The organism is Pseudocitrobacter sp. 73, assembly GCF_008369545.1.
Lineage (GTDB): Bacteria > Pseudomonadota > Gammaproteobacteria > Enterobacterales > Enterobacteriaceae > Pseudocitrobacter > Pseudocitrobacter vendiensis.
Map to the genome: position 1 here is coordinate 37,718 of NZ_VTZO01000027.1, position 21,264 is coordinate 58,981.

A 21,264-nucleotide genomic window follows, 5' to 3' on the forward strand; every position below is an offset into this window, starting at 1 on the left:
AGGCCCATATGAGCACCTCTTTCTTTGTCGCCGCCGACTGGCTGGCAGAACACATTAATGACCCGGAAGTGCAGATTATCGATGCCCGCATGGCGCCGCCGGGGCAGGAACATCGTGATATGGCCGCAGAGTACCGCGACGGTCATCTCCCTGATGCCCTTTTCTTTGATATTGAAGCGCTTTCAGACCATACCACCCCGCTCCCGCACATGATGCCGCGCCCGGAAGCCTTCGCAGTTGCTATGCGTGAACTGGGCGTCAGCAGCGATAAACATTTGGTGGTGTACGATGAAGGTAATCTCTTCTCCGCGCCGCGCGCCTGGTGGATGCTGCGTACATTTGGCGCTGAAAAAGTCTCAATTCTGGCTGGCGGATTAGCGGGCTGGCAACGCGATGATTACCTGCTTGAGCAGGGTAATGTCGATATGGTCGAAGGCGACTTCGAGGTGAAATTCGATGCTCAGAAGATCAAGCGCCTGACCGACGTGCTGCTAATTAGCCACGAAGGCACTGCGCAAATCGTCGATGCCCGCCCGGCACCACGCTTTAACGCCGAAGTTGACGAGCCACGCCCGGGCTTACGTCGTGGGCACATTCCCGGGGCGCGTAACGTGCCGTGGGGCGATTTAGTCTTCAACGGTGAGCTGAAAACCGTTGATGAATTAACCACGATTTTTGACCGCGCAGGTGTTGACCTCAACCGCCCAATCGTCGCCAGCTGTGGTTCCGGCGTAACGGCGGCAGTGGTTGTACTGGCGCTGGCGACGCTGGAAGCCGATGATGTGACGCTGTATGACGGCGCCTGGAGCGAATGGGGCGCACGCGATGACTTGCCGGTTGAGCCGGTGAAATAACGCGCATTGCAGCAATAAAAAAACCGCCCATAAAAAGGCGGTTTTTTTATTGCTGGTCTGGTTCGCGGCCTTTCCAGCGGGTTCTGTTGCGAAAGCAACGCAGGTACTACCCGGTAACGAAATAATCCGTTTTCAGAGCGCTGAAGTCAAGTCCACTTATGGATTAACCTTGCAAAAAGAGGGTATTATTTAAACGGCCCTTTCCGCCGTCTCGCAAACGGGCACTGGCTTCTGGAGAGGATGTTCCGTGGCCGTAAGCGCAGGTACTATCCGGTACTTGCTATCGCGTCATTATCGCCAGTGGTGCTGCCGTGATGCGGTCTTTGCATGGACCGCGCAATGAAACGATACGTTTGTATCGTGCTTATTGTAACCAGCACGCTGTTTGCTCACGTTAACGAAGACTGGGATCTTTCAGGCTACGCTTTTCGCAACGCAATCAATGTAATGGGCAGGTAAGCCAGGATGCCGCCCTTCGGGGCGGCCTTCCTCAAACTTAAATAATCCGATTCTGTTTAAAATCACGCAGGAAGCCGCCCCAGCGGCGTTCGTAGAACGGCGTGATATGTTCGGTAATAAAGTGGCTGATTCCCTTTTCCCCTTTTACCACCTGGCAGATATCAATCGGTTCATCGCCCGGTAGCGTATCGGTCGCCACGCTGCCTGCGGCGTGAATAATCTCTTCAATATCACCGTCGGCTTCGATACCAATCAGCAGGTTCGCCTCGCCTTCTGCACTCTCTTTGATTGAACAGATAAACGCGCGTTTCACCGGTTTGATGGTTTTAAACAGTGTGGTGAGCGAATCCACCATTTGGGCAGGCGGCTCCGCCACTTCGGAGAGGATCAGCGATTCGCCGCCTTCCAGCACTTCCTGGGTACTGAGCGGGTTTCCCTCTTCACCAATCAGATGGCTGATTTCGCGCGGGGTGAACTCTTTTCCGGTCGGCAGTTTGGCGTTGAGGAACAACGTTTCACCGAGGGTCATTTCAAACAACGTGCGAACGGGCATGACCACGAACGCCTGTTCCTCTTCAACGGCTTGCTGCAAGGCTTCCAGCGAGGTGAAAAAGGGAATAACGGAAGTGCCGTCGTCCTTTTCCCAGTGCTGTAAATCGAGTGCGCTGTCTTCCACAATTTGTTCGCCTTCCGCCGCTGTGCCGGGCACCCACACGGTGGATTCCAGCAGCGTGCGGAAGAACGCAGGGCGATGCGCCGGTTCGGTCGCCGCCTGTTCAAGCAGGATTTCTAATTCGTTTTTGGTTTCGGACATAGAGGATTCCAGGATATCGATTTTCCCCTCACCCCGGCCCTCTCCCTCAGGGAGAGGGAGAAAACCGCACGGAGCAGTCCCCTCTCCCTGAGGGAGAGGGTTAGGATGAGGGGTCACAAAGATTATTCAGCGGTCAGCAGATTCGCAATCGTACGCACGCCCAGCCCGGTCGCGCCGGCGGCCCACTGCTCTACCGCGCCTTTGCGGTAAGTAGCGGAGCAGTCAATATGCAGCCAGCCCTGGTGATAGTTTTCAACGAAGTGAGACAGGAAGCCCGCCGCCGTGCTAGCACCCGCCGGATAAGTGGCGTTCGCGGTGTTGTTCAATTCAGCAAAGTTGGACGGCAACTGGTTGCGGTGGAACTCCGCCAGCGGCAGGCGCCAGAACGGTTCGTTTTCCGCAGCCGCACTCGCCATCATGCGATTGACCAGGCCATCATCGAAGCTGAACAGCGCGTGATAATCGTTACCCAGAGCCGTTTTTGCAGCCCCGGTCAGGGTTGCAGCGTCGATGATCAGTTCTGGTTTCTGCGCAGAGGCGTCAATCAGACCATCGGCCAGCACCAGACGCCCTTCCGCATCGGTGTTCATCACTTCAACGTTTTTACCGTTACGATAGTGAATGATATCGCCCAGTTTGAAGGCGTTGCCGCTCACCATATTATCGGCGCAGCACAGGTACAGTTTCACACGCTTGTTCAGACCACGCGTAATAGCAAACGCCAGTGCGCCAGTGACCATTGCCGCGCCGCCCATATCAGACTTCATCGAGTCCATGAACGCGCTTTGCTTCAGGCTGTAACCGCCGGAATCGAAGGTGATGCCTTTGCCGACCAGGCAGGCGTAGACCGGTGCGTCTTTATCGCCGGTTGGGTTGTAGTCCAGCGCCAGCAGTACCGGCGCGCGCTCGGAGCCACGACCTACGGTGTGAATCCCCATGTAGTTCTGCTCGCGCAGATCTTCGCCTTTGGTGATGCGGTAAGAAACCTGATCGCAGGCGACGCTGCACAGCAGATCAACCGCACGCTGCGCCAGCTGTGACGGGCCAACCTCTTCCGCCGGGGCGTTGATGGTATCGCGCACCCAGTCGATGATGGTCAGGCGGTTATCCAGCTCCTGACGCTGAGCGTCATCCAGTTCCGGCCATTCCACTTTACGCGTGCCTTTCGGCCCTTTATAACCGGCCCAGAAAGCCCACGCGCTGTCGGCGCTCCAGCCTTCGCCGGTCAACGCTACGTGTTTAATGCCCAGACCATCAATTTTACGCGCCGCGCGCTGAATCAGGCCCAGGTCGTCCTTACCGGTCAGGTGCAAAGAGATTCCATTATCGTTAATGCTATAAGTCGCTTTTTCGCCCCAGCGCGCATCGGCGGGCTGCGTGGTAAGCGTAATGTTCATCGCTTCGGTCATTTTAGTTATCCTTATTAGTAAACGGGCCACCCGAAGGCAGCCCGATATGTGACTTATTCAGCTTCGTCTAACCAGACTAGCAGAATTGCCTCAAGGATTTTTTCATTTGATGCCTGAGGGTCATCATCAAAATCCTCAAGGTCGCAAATCCATTGGTGCAGGTCAGTAAAGCGCACGGTCTTCGGATCGGTATCCGGGAAGGTGTCGTAAAGCGCTTCGCCGATTTCACGGCTGTCGGTCCACTTCAGTCCCATACTATCCTCTGTTAGTGCTCTCGTGCGTGGTTAATAGTGTAACGCGGAATTTCGACCACCAGATCTTCGTCGGTGACGCGCGCCTGGCAGCTCAGACGGCTATCCGGCTCCAGCCCCCAGGCTTTATCCAGCATATCGTCTTCATCTTCAGTGCTTTCTGGCAGAGAATCGAAACCCTCACGCACGATGCAGTGGCAGGTGGTGCAGGCACAGGATTTTTCGCAGGCGTGTTCAATCTCGATACCGCTGCGCAGCGCCGCATCCAGAATGGTTTCACCGGTCTCAGCTTCCACAACTACGCCATCCGGACACAGGTCCTGGTGGGGCAGAAAAACAATCTTTGGCATATTAAACCTCGTCCACGGATTGGCCTTTCAGCGCAGCACGGACTGATTTGTCCATACGGCGAGCGGCGAATTCCTGGGTTTGTTTATCAACGTTTTTAATGGCTTGTTCTATGGCGTCAGTGTCATTGCCTTCCGCAACCGCGCTCAGATGCGCAGCGGCTTCGTCAATGACCTGACGTTCTGCGGCGCTTAACAGCGCGGCATCGGCGGCCAGAGCACCGGTCAAACTCTCCAGTACGCGTGCTGCTTCTACTTTTTGCTCCGCGAGCATACGGGCTTTAACATCGTGCTCGGCGTAGCTCATGGAATCCTGAATCATGGTGGCGATTTCACCATCGGTCAGACCGTAGGACGGTTTAACCTGAATCGAAGATTCCACCCCGGTGGATTTCTCCATCGCGGTCACGCTTAACAGCCCGTCGGCATCCACCTGGAAGGTAACGCGAATATGCGCCCCACCCGCCGGCAGCGCCGGAATACCCCGTAACGCAAAGCGCGCCAGCGAGCGGCAATCCTGCACCAGTTCGCGCTCGCCCTGCATCACGTGAATAGACATCGCCGTCTGACCATCTTTGAAGGTGGTAAACTCCTGCGCGCGCGCCACCGGAATGGTGGTGTTACGCGGAATGACTTTCTCCACCAGGCCGCCCATGGTCTCCAGACCGAGCGACAGCGGGATAACATCCAGCAACAGCATTTCACTGTCTGGCTTGTTACCCACCAGAATATCGGCCTGAATCGCCGCGCCAATGGCAACAACTTTATCCGGGTCGATAGCGGTGAGCGGCGTGCGGCCAAAGAATTCACCCACGCGTTCACGCACCAGCGGAACACGCGTTGAACCACCAACCATCACCACTTCCAGCACGTCCTCCGCTTCCACGCCCGCATCTTTCAGCGCGCGGCGGCAGGCCATCAGGGTGCGTTTAACCAGTGAGGAAATAAGGTCGTTAAACTGTTCGCGGGTGATATCGCCTTTCCAGCCTGCAACGTCAACCGTCACGCTCTGAGCATCACTCAGGGCGATTTTAGCGGCGATAGCGGCATCCAGCAGTTCACGCTGAACGCGGTTGTCGCTGCGATCGGGAATACCTGCCTGTTCGCGAATATAGTCCGCCAGCAAATGGTCGAAGTCATCGCCGCCGAGCGCAGAATCGCCGCCGGTTGCCAGCACTTCAAACACACCGCGGCTTAAGCGCAGAATAGAGATATCAAACGTCCCGCCGCCCAGGTCATACACGGCAATCACGCCTTCCTGGCCGGAATCCAGCCCGTAGGCAATTGCCGCAGCAGTCGGTTCGTTAAGCAGACGCAGCACATGCAGGCCCGCCAGACGCGCGGCGTCTTTGGTGCCCTGACGCTGTGCATCGTCAAAGTAAGCCGGAACGGTGATCACTACGCCGTCGAGTTCACCGGCCAGCGATTCGGTCGCGCGCGCTGCCAGCGCTTTGAGGATATCGGCCGAGACGCGAATCGGGTTCAGCACACCGGCTTCTGTGACCAGCATTGGCAGGCCATTTTCGCTTGCCTGGAACTGGTACGGCAGATGCGGATAACGCGCCTGGATGTCGGCCAGCGAGCGCCCCATCAAGCGTTTGACAGAACTGATGGTGTTAGCGGGGTCCTGCGCGGCATTGGCGCGCGCATCATAACCCACGACGTGGCCCTGCGCCTGGTAATGGACAACAGAGGGCAGCAGGTGACGACCCTGGCTGTCGGCCAGTGTTTCCGCCTGACCGCTACGGACCGTCGCAACCAGAGAATTGGTGGTGCCTAAATCGATGCCAACCGCCAGACGACGCTGATGCGGCGCGGCACTCAGACCAGGCTCACTAATTTGTAATAAGGCCATATTGAGCTTCCGAAATTAATAGTCGAGCAGTTTTTCTTCGAGTTGTTCAGCACTGCTGCGCAGTTTATCGAGAAAACGCAGTTTACGCACGGTATCCGCGGCCGTCTCCCACGCTTCATCGTCTAATTCTTTCACCATCTGTTGATGGCGGGTGTCGAACATTGCTTTGACGCGTTTAATGAACCCTTCCAGACGTACTTCATCCTTCGCCTGTTCAATCTCGTCCAGCTCTTCGCGCAGTTCCAGTTGTTCCATCAGAAAAGCGGTATCGCGCACCGTGTGCTGCTCGCTGGCTAAATCAAAACCGTGCAGCGACAACAGATATTCTGCGCGCGGCAGCGGATGGCGTAGCGTTTGCCAGGCCTGATTAATGGTTGCGGAACGTTGCACCGCGGCCAATTGCTCGGCTGCGCTGGCGCTGGCGAATTTGTCGGGATGGTTCTGACGTTGCAGATCCTGAAAACGGGTCGCAAGGGCCTGAGTATCGACGTGATAGTGGGCGGGTAACCCGAAGAGGCTGAAGTAATCCATAACAATCTCAGGGTAAATAAAACAAAACCCCACCCACAGAAGGCCTGCGGTGGGGTTGGTGACGTTCAGTTACACGTTAAAGCTTTCGCCGCAACCGCACTCATCTTTGACGTTCGGGTTGGTAAATTTAAACCCTTCGTTCAGGCCTTCTTTGACGAAGTCCAGTTGAGTGCCGTCGAGGAATTGCAGGCTTTTACCGTCGATCACCACCTTCACGCCTTTGTCTTCGAACACGGTATCTTCTGCCGCAGGTTCATCAACAAATTCCAGTACATACGCCATACCCGAGCAGCCGGAAGTTCTCACGCCCAGACGCAGACCAAACCCTTTACCGCGGTTGGCCAGGAAGGTATTGACTCGCGCTGCTGCACTGTCGCTCAATGTAATCGACATAACAAAACCTCAATTCTTATTTTGCTTCACGTTTGCTTTTGTAATCCGCAATGGCGGCTTTGATCGCGTCTTCTGCCAGGATAGAGCAGTGAATTTTCACTGGCGGCAGTTCAAGCTCGTCTGCGATGTCGGTGTTTTTAATCGCCTGTGCTTCGTCCAGAGACTTGCCTTTCACCCATTCAGTGACCAGCGAGCTGGACGCAATGGCAGAACCGCAGCCGTAGGTCTTGAAACGCGCGTCTTCAATGATACCTTCATTGTTGACTTTGATCTGCAACTTCATCACGTCGCCACATGCTGGCGCGCCAACCATGCCGCTACCTACGCTCTCATCGCTGTTGTCGAAAGAGCCGACGTTGCGCGGGTTCTCGTAATGATCAATAACTTTTTCGCTGTATGCCATGATTGAATTCCTCTTATCTACCGATTAGTGATGTGACCATTCGATGCTGTTCAGATCCACGCCCTGTTTGAACATTTCCCACAGCGGAGAAAGGTCGCGCAGACGGCCAATGGAGTTACGAACCAGTTGAATGGTGTAGTCAATCTCTTCTTCGGTAGTAAAACGACCTAAAGAGAAACGGATAGAGCTGTGTGCCAGCTCGTCGGTCATGCCCAGCGCACGCAGCACGTAGGATGGCTCGAGGCTTGCAGACGTACAGGCAGAACCGGAAGAAACGGCCAGGTCTTTCAGGGCCATAATCAGCGATTCACCTTCAACAAAGTTGAAGCTGACGTTAAGAATGTTTGGCGCGCCCTGCTCAAGGTCACCGTTCAGGTAAACTTCTTCCATATCCTTCACGCCGTTCCACAGACGGTTACGCAGACCGCGCAGACGGGCCATTTCGGTTTCCATCTCTTCTTTCGCGATACGGTAAGCTTCGCCCATGCCGACGATCTGGTGAACAGGCAGAGTACCGGAACGCATGCCGCGCTCGTGACCGCCGCCGTGCATCTGTGCTTCGATGCGGATACGCGGTTTACGACGCACGTACAGCGCGCCAATGCCTTTCGGACCATAGATTTTGTGGCCGGAGAAGGACATCAGGTCAACTTTCAGTTGGCTCAGGTCGATAGGCAGTTTGCCCACGCTCTGGGTCGCATCAACGTGGTAAATAATACCGCGCGCACGGCACATTTCGCCGATGGTCGCGATATCCTGTACCACACCGATCTCGTTGTTCACATGCATGATGGAAACGAGGATGGTGTCATCACGCATCGCCGCTTCGAGTTCTTTCAGGTCAATGATACCGTTGCGCTGAGGGGCAAGGTAGGTGACTTCAAAACCTTCACGCTCAAGCTGACGGCAGGTATCCAGCACAGCTTTGTGTTCGGTTTTGCTGGTAATAATGTGCTTACCTTTTTTCTGATAAAAGTTGGCTGCACCTTTAATTGCCAGGTTGTCAGATTCCGTTGCACCGGAGGTGAAGACGATTTCGCGCGGATCCGCACCAACCAGATCGGCAATCTGATTACGGGCGATATCTACCGCTTCTTCAGCCTGCCAGCCAAAACGGTGAGAACGGGAGGCCGGGTTACCAAAGGTTCCGTCCAGGGTTAAAAACTGCATCATTTTCTCGGCAACACGCGGGTCCACCGGCGTGGTTGCGGAGTAATCGAGATAAATCGGTAATTTCATTGCTCTTAAACTCCGTACATCGCTTCAATGCAAGGAATCAGGCTATCGGCTGGATGTACGACCGAGGAGACGGAGCGCGGCACGCTCCGGCCTGATTCTGAAATCTCTTTATTATCCGTCGCGCGGATATTTATATTACGCGCGCAGTTTGACGTCGATGGCGTCTTGCGCACGGGTGTTGCGCGTTGTTTCATGGGTGTGCTGACGACCAGACACATCCAGCACTTCCTGATTATTCACCAGTTCGCCCAGCGTAATGTTATTCAGGAAGCCGGTCAGGCGATCGCTCAGGTCACGCCACAGCGCGTGAGTCAGGCATTTATCACCGCCCTGACAACCACCTTTACCCTGGCAACGGGTCGCGTCGACGGATTCGTCAACCGCGCTGATGACTTCGCCAACCGCGATATGGTTAGCTTCTTTACCCAGCAGATAACCGCCGCCAGGACCGCGAACGCTGGATACCAGACCATTTTTACGCAGACGGGAGAACAGTTGCTCCAGGTAGGAAAGTGAAATTCCCTGTCGTTCTGAAATATCGGCCAACGGCACCGGGCCCGCTTCGGAGTTGAGTGCAACGTCCAGCATCGCGGTCACGGCGTAACGCCCTTTAGATGTCAGTCTCATGTCTTACTTAACCTCAAACTCGCCCCTGCCCGGGGTTTTTAATAATATATGTGTGGGTATTGCATAGCAGGACCAAGTCTGACATTCCCGAGTAAAATGGTCAACTATTTACTTGAGTAATTTAGTCAGGTATTTAACATTCAGTGCGGTCTGATGCCCTCACCCCGGCCCTCTCCCACAGGGAGAGGGAGAACACAATGCACAGCCTGTCCCCTCTCCCTCAGGGAGAGGGTTAGGGTGAGGGTGGCCCTTATGACTTCTTATTCTGCTGCTCAATCGACGCCAGAATCCCGCGCAGGATGTTCAACTCCTGGCTTTCCGGGCGGGCGCGCGTGAACAGACGACGCAGTTTGTTCATTACCTGCCCCGGATGATTCTCGCGGATAAAACCGGTACTCAGCAGCGTTTGTTCAAGGTGACCATAGAAACGCTCCAGGTCATCAACCAGCGGATATGGCGTTTCGTCGTGCTCAACTTTTGCTTCGCCGCTTTCCTGCGCCGCCAGCCATGCCATGCGGACCTCATAAGAGATAACCTGCACCGCCATCGCCAGGTTCAGCGAACTGTATTCCGGGTTAGCGGCGATTGCGACGTGATAATGGCACTTTTGCAATTCTTCGTTAGTCAGGCCCACGCGCTCACGACCAAACACCAGCGCCACCGGGGCGTGCTCTGCTTCTGCAACGCTCTTCAGCCCGCACTCGCGCGGGTCGAGCATCGGCCACGGCAGCGTGCGCGAACGCGCGCTGGTGCCCACCACCAGGCTGCAACCCGCCAGTGCTTCATCGAGCGTATCGACGATATTGGCGCTACCGATAACATCGCTGGCTCCGGCTGCCAGGGCGATGGCCTGGGAGTCAGGTTTTACCAACGGATTCACTAGCCAAAGGTTGGTTAAGCCCATGGTTTTCATCGCACGGGCCACAGAGCCCATGTTGCCGGTGTGAGAGGTTTCAACCAGCACAATTCGAATATTTTGCAGCATTGTCTTTCTTCGTCTAAAGATTATTCGGCCATATTACCATAAACCGAAGACAGAGTCCGAATTCGCTGTTATGATATGCGCCGTTTTTCCCCGTTCTTTAACATCCAGTGAGAGTAACCTGATGCATCCGATGCTGAACATCGCCGTGCGCGCAGCGCGCAAGGCGGGTAACCTGATTGCCAAACATTACGAAACGCCAGATTCTGTTGAAACCAGCCAGAAAGGCAGCAACGATTTCGTGACCAACGTTGATAAAGCGGCTGAAGCCATTATCATCGAAACCATTCGCAAATCTTACCCGCAGCACACCATCATCACCGAGGAAACCGGTGAACATGTTGGCGAAGATCTGGATGTACAATGGGTTATCGATCCACTGGATGGCACCACCAACTTCGTTAAACGTCTGCCGCACTTCGCGGTCTCCATCGCTGTACGCATCAAAGGCCGTACTGAAGTTGCGGTGGTTTACGATCCAATGCGTAACGAACTCTTTACCGCTACCCGTGGTCAGGGCGCACAGCTGAACGGCTACCGCCTGCGCTGCAGCACCGCGCGTGACCTCGATGGCACCATCCTGGCGACCGGTTTCCCGTTCAAAGCCAAACAACACGCCCCGGCGTACATGAACATTCTCGGTAACCTGTTCACGGAATGTGCTGATTTCCGCCGCACCGGTTCCGCTGCACTGGATCTGGCTTACGTTGCCGCAGGCCGCGTAGACGGTTTCTTCGAAATCGGTCTGAAGCCGTGGGACTTCGCCGCAGGTGAACTGCTGGCGCGTGAAGCGGGTGCTCTGGTGTGCGACTTCACCGGTGGTCACAACTACATGATGACCGGCAACGTGGTTGCGGGTAACGCGCGCGTCGTGAAAGCGATGCTGGCGAACATGCGTGACCAGTTGAGCGAAGCGCTGAAGCGCTAAGCGATTGTTGTGCCCGGTAGCGCTCGCGCTTACCGGGCATACAGAAAATACCCCATCATTGCCTGTCTATCCGTCATCCGACTTTTAAAACGGACGCATTCCCCGCCCCACCGGCACCGCGCTCACCCACATCACCACTGCAGCAATAATCAATAGCGCGCCACCAGCCAATGCCAGCGTGGTCCAGCCTACCTGCCGCCACAATACCGGCGCACGATTTCCACTTAGCCGCACCGCCAGTTGACGGAAACTGTGCACCAACAGCGCAAGCGAAGAGATGGTCAGTGACGTGCCCGCCGCCATCGCCAGCGCCGACGCCATTCCCCAGACAAATACGCCAATCACTTTGCTGAACAGCAAAACCATAATCGCACCGGAGCAGGGGCGTAACCCCATCGAGAGCACCACCATCAGGCGCGCGCGCCAGTCATCACCGCTGCGAATTTGCTCCGGATCGGGCAGATGCTTGTGCCCACAGCCGCAGTGTTCATCATGGACATGAACAGGCTTAAAGGCCGTAAACGCAGGCTTGCGCATCAGAAGGCGCAATTTTTTTAGCGCCCGCCAGCAAAGCATGAGGCCCAGAATCCCCACCAGCGCGTAGCTCGCTTTCTCCATCCAGAATCCGCTAACGTGCAATTGTCTTGCGGGGAGTTGCAACAACAGAAGCACGACCACCACCAGGCCAATCGCCACCAGTCCCTGTAACAGTGACGAGGCCAGCGTCAGTCCGATACCTGATTTGAGCTTTGAAGGATGCGTAGCCAGCCAGGTAGCTATCACGACTTTGCCGTGCCCCGGCCCCAGCGCATGCAGCACGCCGTAGATAAAGCTAAACAGCAGCAACGAACCGCCTGCCTGGGTCGGGTTTTCCGCTACCGCTTTGAGCAGGCCGCTCATCTGCTGATTCACATCGCGCTGCCAGATGATGCTTTTTATCATCACTTGCGGCCATGCCTGCCACAGCCAGAGACCCGCCAGCACGCTCAGTAGCAGAAAAATGGCCAGCGGCCAGAGCGCCAGCCAGCGGCGTGACGGGCGTTTTACCAGAGCGTTCACTGACATGTTAACGTCACCTTCTGGGCAAATTGTTTACCGAGATCCATGTCTTCATCCGGTGCGTCTTCTTTATCAAGCGACAACGCATAAGACATCATTTCGTCACTGGGCTGCGGCGTATGCACCGCCAGTTTGCAGATGGATTTCAAACTCGCGGGTAACGAGACATCACCGTCATTCTCATAGTGCATATCGACATAATAGGTCGGGTCAAATGTCGAGAAGGTGTAGGTCTGCCCCGCTAACTTCTGCGGATTCGCCAGCGGCAGCGTGAACGTCAGTACCGCCTGATGCCCCTCCCGCGCAAGGCCATAATCAGCGGGCAGATTATCAAATTTCACCTTTTTACCGTTGTGCCAGAACTCAGTGAAGTAATGCTGCCCCAGCACGTTGGCCATCACCTCCGCCGCCAGTTTTTTCCACACATCGTCACCCGGTTTAGCCTTTCCGGCATCATATAACAGGTCTGCTGATGTTAATTCATCCATTACCCAGCGCATTTTCAGCCCGCTTATCTGCCCATCCTGCGCCACAACGTCCGTCGTCAGGGTGATAAAACTGTGCGGGTGCGCCTGGACGCTAAGCGATAAAACCGCGAAAAATACCAGACTTACGCTTTGTTTCACTCTCTTCATCCGTTCCTCAGTGAAAAATTCTGTGACCGACGCCGATATTCCTTACGTAAACAGGCTGAGCACGCCGACGAAAGACTATCCTTTAGCTATTCTTATCAAAAACGCAAACTGGAATCTTTCAGATGATGACGCTCATGGAACCTCCATCTGTGCTTTCCAGTCCACAGCGCCGCTGCCAGGTGCTGCTGATGTTCTACCTCCCCGGCCACACCATTACGCCCGAATTCATTGGCAAGGTGAATGGTGTTGATGCAACAACTGCCCGGCAAGATATAGCCGAGACGGAGGAGGAGATCCAGCGTTACCATCGTCTGGCGATTGCCAGCGGAGCGGACGGCAGCTATCGGATTGAAGGCACCACGCTCGATTTACGTCTGTGCTTGCTGCACTGGCTGCGGCGTGCCTTCCGTTTATGCCCACATTTTGTTAGCCAGCATTTTACTCCGGCGCTTAAAACGCACCTTAAACAGCAGGGCATTGCCCGCACGCTGTATGACGACACCAATTTGCAAGCGCTGGTAAACCGCTGCGGGCGCAGCCTGCAACGCCAGTTCGAGTGCCGCGACACGCAGTTTTTGCGCCTCTATCTGCAATACTGCCTGCTTCAGCATCATCAGGGAGAGAGCCCCTCCTTCAACTCGCTGCAAAGTACCTGGACCCGTACCACCCAGGAGTTTCAGGTAGCCGCCGAGATTGTTCGCCACTGGCAGCGTCGCATTCATCAGCAGCCTCACTGCAGCGAACAACAATTTCTGGCACTGCTGTTTATGCTGATGCGCACGCCAAACCCCGTTTACGATGGTCATGCGCAGGACCGTCAGTTACACCTGGCCATTGATCAACTAATCGACCGCTTCCAGCAACTGGCAGGCCGACAACTGGGTAATGAACAAAGCCTGCGCGATCAGCTCTATATTCACCTGGCGCAGGCGCTGAATCGCTGTATTTTCGGCATCGGTATTGATAGCCAACTTACTGAAGAGATTCATCGACTTTACCCGCGCTTAATGCGCACCACACGCGAAGCGCTGGTCGATTTTGAGACGCGTTATACCCTGCAATTCAGCCATGAAGAAGCGGCGTTGATTGCCATTATTTTTGGCGCGGGGCTCATGCAGGAGAGCGAGTTACATGAGAAAGAAGTGGTGTTGCTGACGGGCGATAATCCGGCGCTGGAGCAGGAAATTGAGCAGCAGCTTCGGGAGCTCACGTTGCTGCCGCTCAATGTAAAATATCTGGCGGCGCGAACCTTCCAGAAAGAGGGCGCGCCGAAAAGCGTCAGCCTGGTGGTGTCGCCTTATGCTGTCGCCCTGCCGCTCTTTTCACCGCCGCTGATCCATGCCGATCGGCCATTAAGCGATCATCAGCGGCAGCACATCAGCAAGGTCCTCGACGCTTAAGCGGCTACCGTTTTCGGACGCAGGATCAACGCCGGCAACGCGACCAGCGCCATCACCCAGAATACGCCCTGGTGCAAATGCTGGTACAGGAAACCGGCAAACACGGTCATCACCGCGATACTGCCGCCCATCGCTACCGCAGAGTACACCGCCTGCAATCGAATCACCTCGTTCCCCTGACGCGCGGCGATGTAGCGCATGGCCGCCAGATGGCAAACGGTGAAGGTGCCACAGTGCAGAATTTGCGCAACAATCAGCCACGGCAGTTCCGTGGTCCAGCCCATGATCCCCCAGCGGAACACGCCGCATACCGCCGACAACAACAGGAGGTCGCGCGCACTAAAGCGACGGAAGACTTTCTTGCTCAGAGCAAAAATGACCACTTCCGCCACCACGCCGAGCGACCAGAGATACCCCACAGCCGATGCCGAATAGCCCGCGCCCTGCCAGTAGATGGCGCTGAAACCATAGTAGGCCGCATGCGCGCCCTGCAACAGGCACACGCAGGCGAGGAAGCGCCAGCTCTGCAACACCAGCGCTCGCCATGCTGGCCACCCCGCCGCTTCCTGATGACGTGATTCACCTTGCGGCATTACCGACGGTCGCAGCAGCATACCGAGCAGCATTGAAGCTATCCCTAAGCTCAGCAGCACGAGGATGGCATGATAATCAAACAAGCTCACCAATTTGCCCGTCAGCGCCGAGCCAATCACAAAGGCAATCGAGCCCCACAGGCGCACCCGGCCATAATCCATGGTGATTTGCTTTTGCCAGGTATTGGCGAGCGCATCAGTCAGCGGTACCAGCGGTGAGAAAAAGAGGTTAAAGCCAATCATTACCGCCATCAGCCAGGCAACGTGGCTACCGGCCCAGAAGGCCATCGCAAACAGAAGGGTTAACAGCGCCAGAATGCGCAACACGCTAATTAATCGGGAGGGATCGCTGACGCGCGGCGCAATCAGCAGGCTGCCAAGAAAACGCGCCACCAGCCCCGCGCCAAGCAGAACGCCGATAGTTTCAGGCGTTAGCCCCGCGCCCTTGAGCCAGACGCTCCAGAAGGGCAGAAAAATACCGTAGCTGAAAAAGTAGGTGAAGTAACTGAGCGCCAGCCAACGCGTTGAGTGCAAGACCATGATTTCCTCCAGAATGGAGGCGACAGTCTGGCGGTAAAACGTTTGCCTGGCGCGAATACGGGTTAAAAATCGTGATCTCCATCACCTATTTTCGATGACCGCACACCGGATTCACAAAAATGTGAGAGCTACAGCAACTCACACCGCGTCTTCACAATATCGATAAAATCGCGCAGCGCGGGTTTCAGCTCGCCTTTTTTCCACGCCATCAGTAGGGCAATGGTCGGGGCATCGTCGGCCAGCGGGCGAAACACCACCTGCCCGGTGTTGAAGCTCTGCATGTAACCGGGGATCAGCGACACCCCGAGCCCCATGCCCACCAGATTCATGGTGACCAGAATATTGGTCGCCATCTGCACAATCTTCGGCTGACACTGCTGATCGGTAAGCCATTTATCGACGATCGACGCCAGCGCGCCGGAATAGGCGGGATCGGTACTGATAAAATCGACACCGTTCAGCTGTGCCGCGCTAATTTTGCGCTCACGCGCCAGCGGATGCGTGGCGGGCATCACCACTGCCAGCGGTTCATGGAACAGCTCCAGATAATCAATTTCCGGGTTGTAGATGGGATGGCGCATCAGGCCGACATCCAGCTCACCGCTGCGCAATTTTTCTTCCTGCTGAGTGGTTATCAGGCTCACCAGTTCAATTTGCGTTTCCGGTTGACGCAAGCGCAGCAGCGGCATCACCTTCGGCAACAAATTGACTTCCGCCGAGGGCACAAAACCAATCACCAGATAATTCCCCAGAAGCGCGGCGTTACGTGCGCGGGCTTTCGCCTGCTCCGCCTGGTCAAGGATCGCCAGCGCATCGGTAAGAAAGCATTCACCGGCCGTGGTCAGCGTCACTTTGCGTTTATCTCTTTCCAGCAGCGAGACGCCCACGCACTGCTCCAGGTCGCGAATTTGGCTACTGAGCGATGGCTGCGAGGTATGCAGTTTTTCCGCCGCGCGCGTGAAGTTTAGCTCCTGCGCAACGGCCACAAAGTAGCGAAGGTGTCTCAGTTCCATGCCCTTCTCCCTGTCATAGATAAAACGTCTCAGCTGGTAGAAATTAAGTATTTCACATAACAACAACCAATTAGCAACATAGTAAAGACACAAAAACCAGAAGGTCAATACCTCTTACCCACGAGATAACGATATGACCACGAAAACACCTGTAGACATCTACTCTCTGATCGACACCCACAACGGGAGCGTCACCCCACGCATTTACACCGACCCTGACATTTATCAACTGGAGCTTGAACGCATTTTTGGTCGCTGCTGGCTGTTTCTGGCGCACGAAAGCCAGATCCCGAAAGCGGGCGACTTTTTTAACACCTATATGGGCGAAGACGCGGTCGTTGTCGTTCGCCAGAAAGACGGCAGCATCAAAGCCTTTTTGAACCAGTGCCGTCACCGCGCCATGCGCGTGAGTTACGCCGATTGCGGCAACACCAAAGCGTTCACCTGCCCCTATCACGGCTGGTCTTATGGCATCAACGGCGAGCTGATTGATGTGCCGCTGGAGCCACGCGCCTACCCGCAGGGATTATGTAAATCCCATTGGGGATTAAACGAAGTGCCCTGCGTAGAAAGCTACAAGGGGCTCATTTTTGCCAACTGGGATACCTCCGCCCCGCCGCTACTGGATTATCTGGGCGACATGAAGTGGTATCTCGACGGCATGCTGGATCGCCGGGAAGGCGGCACCGAAATTGTCGGCGGCGTGCAAAAATGGGTAATCAACTGCAACTGGAAATTCCCGGCAGAACAGTTCGCCAGCGACCAGTATCACGCCCTCTTCAGCCACGCCTCCGCCGTACAGGTGCTGGGTGCGAAAGATGACGGCAGTGATAAACATCTCGGCGAGGGCCAGACCGCCCGCCCGGTGTGGGAAACGGCGAAAGATGCCTTACAGTTCGGCCAGGACGGGCACGGCAGCGGCTTCTTCTTCACCGAAAAACCAGACGCTAACGTCTGGGTCGACGGCGCAGTCTCCAGCTATTACCGCGAAACCTACGACGAAGCCGAACAACGACTGGGAAAAGTGCGCGCCCTGCGCCTGGCTGGTCATAACAATATTTTCCCGACCCTATCATGGCTGAACGGCACCGCCACATTGCGCGTCTGGCACCCTCGCGGCCCGGATCAGGTGGAAGTATGGGCCTTCTGTATCACCGACAAAGCCGCCTCTGATGAGGTGAAAGCGGCCTTTGAAAACAGCGCCACCCGCGCCTTCGGTCCCGCAGGCTTCCTGGAACAGGATGACTCGGAAAACTGGTGTGAAATCCAGAAGCTGCTTAAGGGTAACAAAGCGCGTAATAGCCAGCTTTGTCTGCAAATGGGGCTGGGCCAGGAAAAACGTCGCGAAGACGGTATTCCGGGCATTACCAACTACATCTTCTCAGAAACCGCCGCGCGCGGGATGTATCAGCGCTGGGCCGATCTCCTCGCCAGCGAAAGCTGGCAGGAAGTGAATGAGAAAACCGCTGCCTACCAGCAGGAGGTGATGAAATGAGCAATCCCGTCTCTTTAGAACTGCATCATCGCATCGCCCAGTTTCTCTATCTGGAAGCGTCCCTGCTCGACGACTGGCGTTTCCGCGACTGGCTGGATCAGCTTGATGAAGAGATCGTCTACACCATGCGCACCACGGTCAACGCGCAAACCCGCGATCGCCGTAAAGGCAAACAACCGCCAACCACCTGGATCTTCAACGACAACAAAGATCAGCTTGAGCGCCGGATCGCCCGTCTGGAAACCGGCATGGCCTGGGCCGAGGAGCCGCCGTCACGCACGCGCCATATGGTCAGCAATATTCAGGTGAATGAAACGGAACAGCCGGATGTGTTTGCTGTGCGCGTGAATTATTTACTTTATCGCGCGCAAAAAGAGCGTGATGAAACCTTTTACATCGGAACGCGCTTTGACAAAGTGCGCCGCCTGGATGGCGAACAGTGGCGTCTGCTGGCACGTGAAATCGTGCTCGACCAGGCGGTGATCACCTCCCACAACCTGAGTGTATTGTTCTGATGAGCCGTGTATTTGCCTGCTCCACTGCGGAGCTGCCGGAGGGCGAAGCGCTCCGGCTGGAAACATCCCCCGTTATCGCCCTGTTTCACGTCGGCGGGGAGTTTTATGCCATTGACGACCGTTGCAGCCACGGTAACGCGTCAATGTCTGAAGGGTATCTGGAAGACGATGCCACCGTAGAATGCCCGCTTCATGCCGCGAGTTTCTGCCTGAAAACCGGAAAAGCGCTGTGTCTGCCCGCAACCGATGCCATCGCCACCTATCCGGTGTATGTGGAAGGCGACGACGTGTTTGTTGATATTCCGCAGGAGCTATCATGAGTGATTTAAAAGATGAGGTGGTTTTCATCACCGGTGGCGGCTCCGGCCTGGGGCTGGCGCTGGTCGAGCGCTTTATTGAAGAGGGCGCGAAGGTTGCCACACTCGAACTGTCAGGCGCGAAAGTGGCCAGCCTGCGCCAGCGTTTTGGCGAGCATGTGCTGGCGGTTGAGGGTAACGTCACCTGTTACGCGGATTATCAGCGTGCGGTTGACCAGACGCTGACGCAGTTTGGCAAGCTGGACTGTTTTATTGGCAACGCAGGCATCTGGGATCATAACGCCTCGCTGGTGAATACGTCTGCCGACGCGCTGGAGAGCGGCTTCCACGAGCTGTTTAACGTGAACGTGCTCGGTTATCTGCTGGGAGCGAAAGCCTGCGCCCCGGCACTGATTGCCAGCGAAGGCAGCATTATTTTCACGCTCTCCAACGCTGCCTGGTATCCGGGCGGCGGCGGCCCGCTGTATACCGCCAGCAAACACGCGGCGACGGGGTTAATTCGCCAGTTGGCCTATGAACTCGCGCCAAAAGTGCGCGTTAATGGCGTCGGTCCTTGCGGGATGGCGAGCGATTTACGCGGCCCGCAGGCGCTGGGGCAAAGCGATACCTCGATTATGCAGTCGCTGACGCCGGAAAAAATCGCCGCCATTCTGCCGCTGCAATTCTTCCCCGACCCGGCAGACTTCACCGGGCCGTATGTGATGCTGGCGTCACGGCGTAATAATCGGGCACTGAGTGGCGTGATGATTAACGCCGACGCGGGCCTGGGCATTCGCGGCATTCGCCACGTTGCAGCCGGACTCGATCTCTAAGGAGCCGCCATGAATAACGAAATTATTGCCATTATCGGTGGTGGTCAGGCAGCGGCAATGGCGGCTGCCTCGCTGCGCCAGCTGGGTTTTGGCGGCGAAATACACCTTTTCTCCGATGAACCGCAACTGCCCTATGAACGCCCACCGCTGTCGAAAGCGATGCTGCTTGACGATAACCCGCAGTTGCAGCCGGTCCTCGCCGCCGACTGGTGGCTGGCAAATAATGTGCAGTTGCATCTGGGCGTGACAATCCGCCAGCTCGATCGTCAGGCTAAAACGGTGGTACTGGCGGACGGTCAACGCTACCGCTGGACGAAATTGATGATAGCCACCGGGGCGGCGGCGCGTCCTCTGCCGATGCTGGATGCGCTGGGCGAGCGCTGCTTTACGCTGCGTCATGCCGGGGATGCTGAACGTCTGCGCCCGGTGCTGGACGCCGGTAAATCACTGGTGATTGTAGGCGCGGGAACCATTGGCCTTGAGCTGGCGGCTAGCGCCACCCAGCGCGGTTGTCAGGTTACAGTCGTCGAGCTTGCGGCTACCGTGATGGGCCGAAACGCCCCGCCGCCGGTACGCGATTATCTGATTCATCGCCATCAGCAGGCGGGTGTACGTTTGCTGCTCAACAGCGCGATTGAACACGTAGATGCAGGCGATACGCTGACCCTGACATTACAGAGCGGCGAACAGCTTCAGGCCGATGCGGTGATTTACGGCGTCGGTATTGTGGCGAACGACGCTCTTGCCCGCGATGCCGGGCTGGAAACGGCCAACGGTATCGTGGTGGATACTCGCGGTATGACGTCCGATCCCGCTATTTTCGCCGCGGGTGACGTAGCAATAACGCGTCAACCGGACGGTTCCCTGCATCGCATTGAAAGCTGGGAAAATGCCAACTTTCAGGCGCAAACTGCTGCGGCAGCGATGCTGGATCAGGCGCTTCCCGTCGCCACGCCGGGCTGGTTCTGGACCGATCAATTCAGCGATAACCTGCAATTCGTGGGAGAAATGCAGGGCGAAAACTGGATCTGTCGCGGTAACCCGGATGAGCGAAAAGCTATCTGGTTCCAACTGCGCGATGGGGCGCTGGTTGGGGCTGTGGCGCTTAATCAGGGGCGCGAAGTGCGCGTACTGCGCAAATTGATTCAGTCAGGGAAATCGCTTTCGATTGACGCCTTAACCGATGAGAGCATTGCACTTAAGTCGCTGTAAGTCAGTAAACATAACGGCGCGTAGCGTGGCAGAGTGTCGCATTGTGTATTACGTTTTAAGAACACGTCTTAACACAATGGAAGACTATGAACACGCTACGTTATTTCGACTTTGGCTCATCGCGTTCGCTGATGCTGCTTATCGCGCGCATCGCTCTCGTACTGCTGTTTATCCTTTTCGGTTATCCGAAAATGCTGGGTTTCGACGGCACGGTTCAGTATATGGCGTCTTCGGGCGCGCCAGTGCCAACGCTGTCGGCGATTATTGCCATCATTATGGAAGTGCCGGTCGCCATTCTGATTGTACTGGGCTTCTTCACGCGCCCGCTGGCGGTTATTTTTATATTCTATACGCTGGGTACGGCGGTGATTGGCCACCATTACTGGGATATGACGGGTGATGCGGTGGTACCGAATATGATTAACTTCTGGAAAAACGTCAGTATTGCGGGCGGTTTCCTGCTGCTGGCGATGACCGGGCCGGGCGCGATTTCCCTGGATCGCCGGTAGAAAAAATGCCTGATGGCGCTGCGCTTATCAGGCCTACGCGCTCATTTGTAGGCCGGATAAGGCGTTTACGCC

The 21,264-nt window shown here is 56.0% G+C and carries 24 protein-coding genes; 9 read left to right on the forward strand and 15 right to left on the reverse strand.

From position 1 onward, the window contains the following. Positions 1-8 precede the first annotated feature (8 nt). Positions 9-854, forward strand: coding sequence for a 3-mercaptopyruvate sulfurtransferase (gene sseA / locus F0Q32_RS22390; RefSeq protein ID WP_149464796.1), 846 nt, complete (start codon positions 9-11; stop codon positions 852-854). Positions 855-1,350: 496 nt separating this feature from the next. Here the strand turns inward: sseA and sseB are convergent, their stop codons facing one another. The 11 genes from sseB to trmJ all read right to left on the reverse strand — a co-directional run bounded on the left by sseB (position 1,351) and on the right by trmJ (position 10,167). Beyond that, positions 1,351-2,127 (reverse strand): enhanced serine sensitivity protein SseB, encoded by a 777-nt coding sequence (sseB, locus tag F0Q32_RS22395; protein WP_149464797.1) that lies wholly within the window; start codon positions 2,125-2,127, stop codon positions 1,351-1,353. Between the two features lie 122 nt (positions 2,128-2,249). Then, complete coding sequence (gene pepB / locus F0Q32_RS22400; protein ID WP_149464798.1) at positions 2,250-3,536, reverse strand: aminopeptidase PepB; 1,287 nt, start codon at positions 3,534-3,536, stop codon at positions 2,250-2,252. 53 nt (positions 3,537-3,589) lie between these two features. Then, positions 3,590-3,790 (reverse strand): Fe-S cluster assembly protein IscX, encoded by a 201-nt coding sequence (gene iscX, locus F0Q32_RS22405; RefSeq protein ID WP_015963428.1) that lies wholly within the window; start codon positions 3,788-3,790, stop codon positions 3,590-3,592. A gap of 11 nt (positions 3,791-3,801) precedes the next feature. Continuing rightward, positions 3,802-4,137 carry an ISC system 2Fe-2S type ferredoxin gene (fdx, locus tag F0Q32_RS22410; RefSeq protein WP_015963427.1) on the reverse strand — a complete coding sequence of 112 codons (336 nt, stop codon included), beginning with the start codon at positions 4,135-4,137 and terminating at the stop codon, positions 3,802-3,804. A 1-nt stretch (position 4,138) separates the two neighbouring features. Then, a complete protein-coding gene (gene hscA, locus F0Q32_RS22415) occupies positions 4,139-5,989 on the reverse strand; it encodes a Fe-S protein assembly chaperone HscA (protein ID WP_149464799.1) in 1,851 nt (616 codons plus the stop codon). 15 nt (positions 5,990-6,004) lie between these two features. Beyond that, positions 6,005-6,520, reverse strand: a complete 516-nt coding sequence (gene hscB / locus F0Q32_RS22420; RefSeq protein WP_149464800.1) for a co-chaperone HscB — start codon at positions 6,518-6,520, stop codon at positions 6,005-6,007. Positions 6,521-6,589: 69 nt separating this feature from the next. Beyond that, positions 6,590-6,913 carry an iron-sulfur cluster assembly protein IscA gene (iscA, locus tag F0Q32_RS22425; RefSeq protein ID WP_004104506.1) on the reverse strand — a complete coding sequence of 108 codons (324 nt, stop codon included), beginning with the start codon at positions 6,911-6,913 and terminating at the stop codon, positions 6,590-6,592. Between the two features lie 16 nt (positions 6,914-6,929). Further along, positions 6,930-7,316: a Fe-S cluster assembly scaffold IscU gene (iscU, locus tag F0Q32_RS22430; RefSeq protein ID WP_005120408.1), complete on the reverse strand. Its 387-nt coding sequence runs from the start codon at positions 7,314-7,316 to the stop codon at positions 6,930-6,932. Positions 7,317-7,340: 24 nt separating this feature from the next. Next, a complete protein-coding gene (gene iscS / locus F0Q32_RS22435) occupies positions 7,341-8,555 on the reverse strand; it encodes a cysteine desulfurase (RefSeq protein ID WP_149464801.1) in 1,215 nt (404 codons plus the stop codon). Positions 8,556-8,690: 135 nt separating this feature from the next. Then, positions 8,691-9,182 carry a Fe-S cluster assembly transcriptional regulator IscR gene (iscR, locus tag F0Q32_RS22440; RefSeq protein ID WP_149464802.1) on the reverse strand — a complete coding sequence of 164 codons (492 nt, stop codon included), beginning with the start codon at positions 9,180-9,182 and terminating at the stop codon, positions 8,691-8,693. A 250-nt stretch (positions 9,183-9,432) separates the two neighbouring features. Further along, positions 9,433-10,167, reverse strand: coding sequence for a tRNA (cytosine(32)/uridine(32)-2'-O)-methyltransferase TrmJ (gene trmJ / locus F0Q32_RS22445; RefSeq protein WP_149464803.1), 735 nt, complete (start codon positions 10,165-10,167; stop codon positions 9,433-9,435). Between the two features lie 121 nt (positions 10,168-10,288). On the opposite strand from trmJ, the gene suhB reads away from it, so the two are divergent. Further along, positions 10,289-11,092: an inositol-1-monophosphatase gene (gene suhB, locus F0Q32_RS22450; protein WP_149464804.1), complete on the forward strand. Its 804-nt coding sequence runs from the start codon at positions 10,289-10,291 to the stop codon at positions 11,090-11,092. Positions 11,093-11,176: 84 nt separating this feature from the next. Here suhB and F0Q32_RS22455 read toward each other — a convergent pair whose 3' ends face one another. Then, entirely contained in the window at positions 11,177-12,157 is a 981-nt protein-coding gene (locus F0Q32_RS22455; RefSeq protein ID WP_149464805.1) for a nickel/cobalt transporter, read from the reverse strand. Then, a complete protein-coding gene (locus tag F0Q32_RS22460; protein ID WP_149464806.1) occupies positions 12,148-12,786 on the reverse strand; it encodes a DUF1007 family protein in 639 nt (212 codons plus the stop codon). Before F0Q32_RS22460 ends, F0Q32_RS22455 begins: the two co-directional genes overlap by 10 nt. A 122-nt stretch (positions 12,787-12,908) precedes the next feature. On the opposite strand from F0Q32_RS22460, the gene csiE reads away from it, so the two are divergent. Continuing rightward, the gene (gene csiE / locus F0Q32_RS22465) at positions 12,909-14,186 is read left to right on the forward strand and encodes a stationary phase inducible protein CsiE (protein ID WP_149464807.1); all 1,278 of its coding nucleotides are present in this window, start codon (positions 12,909-12,911) and stop codon (positions 14,184-14,186) included. Here the strand turns inward: csiE and F0Q32_RS22470 are convergent. Together F0Q32_RS22470 and hcaR are read right to left on the reverse strand one after the other, a co-directional pair. Then, complete coding sequence (locus F0Q32_RS22470; protein WP_149464808.1) at positions 14,183-15,319, reverse strand: 3-phenylpropionate MFS transporter; 1,137 nt, start codon at positions 15,317-15,319, stop codon at positions 14,183-14,185. The two genes, csiE and F0Q32_RS22470, sit on opposite strands and share 4 nt — an antisense overlap. A gap of 128 nt (positions 15,320-15,447) precedes the next feature. Continuing rightward, the gene (gene hcaR, locus F0Q32_RS22475; RefSeq protein ID WP_149464809.1) at positions 15,448-16,332 is read right to left on the reverse strand and encodes a DNA-binding transcriptional regulator HcaR; all 885 of its coding nucleotides are present in this window, start codon (positions 16,330-16,332) and stop codon (positions 15,448-15,450) included. Between the two features lie 133 nt (positions 16,333-16,465). On the opposite strand from hcaR, the gene hcaE reads away from it, so the two are divergent. The 6 genes from hcaE (at position 16,466) to F0Q32_RS22505 (ending at position 21,192) form a co-directional block, all read left to right on the forward strand. After that, on the forward strand, positions 16,466-17,827 hold the full coding sequence (gene hcaE / locus F0Q32_RS22480; protein ID WP_149464810.1) for a 3-phenylpropionate/cinnamic acid dioxygenase subunit alpha: 1,362 nt from the start codon (positions 16,466-16,468) through the stop codon (positions 17,825-17,827). After that, positions 17,824-18,342 (forward strand): 3-phenylpropionate/cinnamic acid dioxygenase subunit beta, encoded by a 519-nt coding sequence (gene hcaF, locus F0Q32_RS22485; protein WP_149464811.1) that lies wholly within the window; start codon positions 17,824-17,826, stop codon positions 18,340-18,342. The genes hcaE and hcaF overlap by 4 nt, the downstream gene beginning before the upstream one ends. Beyond that, positions 18,342-18,662 (forward strand): 3-phenylpropionate/cinnamic acid dioxygenase ferredoxin subunit, encoded by a 321-nt coding sequence (gene hcaC, locus F0Q32_RS22490; RefSeq protein WP_149464812.1) that lies wholly within the window; start codon positions 18,342-18,344, stop codon positions 18,660-18,662. Before hcaF ends, hcaC begins: the two co-directional genes overlap by 1 nt. Further along, complete coding sequence (gene hcaB, locus F0Q32_RS22495) at positions 18,659-19,471, forward strand: 3-phenylpropionate-dihydrodiol/cinnamic acid-dihydrodiol dehydrogenase (RefSeq protein WP_149464813.1); 813 nt, start codon at positions 18,659-18,661, stop codon at positions 19,469-19,471. Before hcaC ends, hcaB begins: the two co-directional genes overlap by 4 nt. 9 nt (positions 19,472-19,480) lie before the next feature. After that, entirely contained in the window at positions 19,481-20,683 is a 1,203-nt protein-coding gene (hcaD, locus tag F0Q32_RS22500) for a phenylpropionate dioxygenase ferredoxin reductase subunit (protein ID WP_149464814.1), read from the forward strand. An 86-nt stretch (positions 20,684-20,769) separates the two neighbouring features. Further along, entirely contained in the window at positions 20,770-21,192 is a 423-nt protein-coding gene (locus F0Q32_RS22505) for a DoxX family protein (protein ID WP_149464815.1), read from the forward strand. The last annotated feature ends 72 nt before the right edge of the window (positions 21,193-21,264 follow it).

Excerpts from the sequence above, each read along its gene's own strand:
- hscA (WP_149464799.1), bottom strand. The coding sequence starts at position 5,989 with ATGGCCTTATTACAAATTAGTGAGCCTGGTCTGAGTGCCGCGCCGCAT.
- sseA (WP_149464796.1), top strand. The coding sequence starts at position 9 with ATGAGCACCTCTTTCTTTGTCGCCGCCGACTGGCTGGCAGAACACATT.
- sseB (WP_149464797.1), bottom strand. The coding sequence starts at position 2,127 with ATGTCCGAAACCAAAAACGAATTAGAAATCCTGCTTGAACAGGCGGCG.
- csiE (WP_149464807.1), top strand. The coding sequence starts at position 12,909 with ATGATGACGCTCATGGAACCTCCATCTGTGCTTTCCAGTCCACAGCGC.
- F0Q32_RS22470 (WP_149464808.1), bottom strand. The coding sequence starts at position 15,319 with ATGGTCTTGCACTCAACGCGTTGGCTGGCGCTCAGTTACTTCACCTAC.
- fdx (WP_015963427.1), bottom strand. The coding sequence starts at position 4,137 with ATGCCAAAGATTGTTTTTCTGCCCCACCAGGACCTGTGTCCGGATGGC.
- F0Q32_RS22505 (WP_149464815.1), top strand. The coding sequence starts at position 20,770 with ATGAACACGCTACGTTATTTCGACTTTGGCTCATCGCGTTCGCTGATG.
- iscX (WP_015963428.1), bottom strand. The coding sequence starts at position 3,790 with ATGGGACTGAAGTGGACCGACAGCCGTGAAATCGGCGAAGCGCTTTAC.
- iscU (WP_005120408.1), bottom strand. The coding sequence starts at position 7,316 with ATGGCATACAGCGAAAAAGTTATTGATCATTACGAGAACCCGCGCAAC.
- F0Q32_RS22460 (WP_149464806.1), bottom strand. The coding sequence starts at position 12,786 with ATGAAGAGAGTGAAACAAAGCGTAAGTCTGGTATTTTTCGCGGTTTTA.
- hscB (WP_149464800.1), bottom strand. The coding sequence starts at position 6,520 with ATGGATTACTTCAGCCTCTTCGGGTTACCCGCCCACTATCACGTCGAT.
- hcaD (WP_149464814.1), top strand. The coding sequence starts at position 19,481 with ATGAATAACGAAATTATTGCCATTATCGGTGGTGGTCAGGCAGCGGCA.
- iscS (WP_149464801.1), bottom strand. The coding sequence starts at position 8,555 with ATGAAATTACCGATTTATCTCGATTACTCCGCAACCACGCCGGTGGAC.
- pepB (WP_149464798.1), bottom strand. The coding sequence starts at position 3,536 with ATGACCGAAGCGATGAACATTACGCTTACCACGCAGCCCGCCGATGCG.
- hcaB (WP_149464813.1), top strand. The coding sequence starts at position 18,659 with ATGAGTGATTTAAAAGATGAGGTGGTTTTCATCACCGGTGGCGGCTCC.
- hcaC (WP_149464812.1), top strand. The coding sequence starts at position 18,342 with ATGAGCCGTGTATTTGCCTGCTCCACTGCGGAGCTGCCGGAGGGCGAA.
- hcaE (WP_149464810.1), top strand. The coding sequence starts at position 16,466 with ATGACCACGAAAACACCTGTAGACATCTACTCTCTGATCGACACCCAC.
- iscR (WP_149464802.1), bottom strand. The coding sequence starts at position 9,182 with ATGAGACTGACATCTAAAGGGCGTTACGCCGTGACCGCGATGCTGGAC.
- F0Q32_RS22455 (WP_149464805.1), bottom strand. The coding sequence starts at position 12,157 with ATGTCAGTGAACGCTCTGGTAAAACGCCCGTCACGCCGCTGGCTGGCG.
- hcaR (WP_149464809.1), bottom strand. The coding sequence starts at position 16,332 with ATGGAACTGAGACACCTTCGCTACTTTGTGGCCGTTGCGCAGGAGCTA.
- iscA (WP_004104506.1), bottom strand. The coding sequence starts at position 6,913 with ATGTCGATTACATTGAGCGACAGTGCAGCAGCGCGAGTCAATACCTTC.
- suhB (WP_149464804.1), top strand. The coding sequence starts at position 10,289 with ATGCATCCGATGCTGAACATCGCCGTGCGCGCAGCGCGCAAGGCGGGT.
- trmJ (WP_149464803.1), bottom strand. The coding sequence starts at position 10,167 with ATGCTGCAAAATATTCGAATTGTGCTGGTTGAAACCTCTCACACCGGC.
- hcaF (WP_149464811.1), top strand. The coding sequence starts at position 17,824 with ATGAGCAATCCCGTCTCTTTAGAACTGCATCATCGCATCGCCCAGTTT.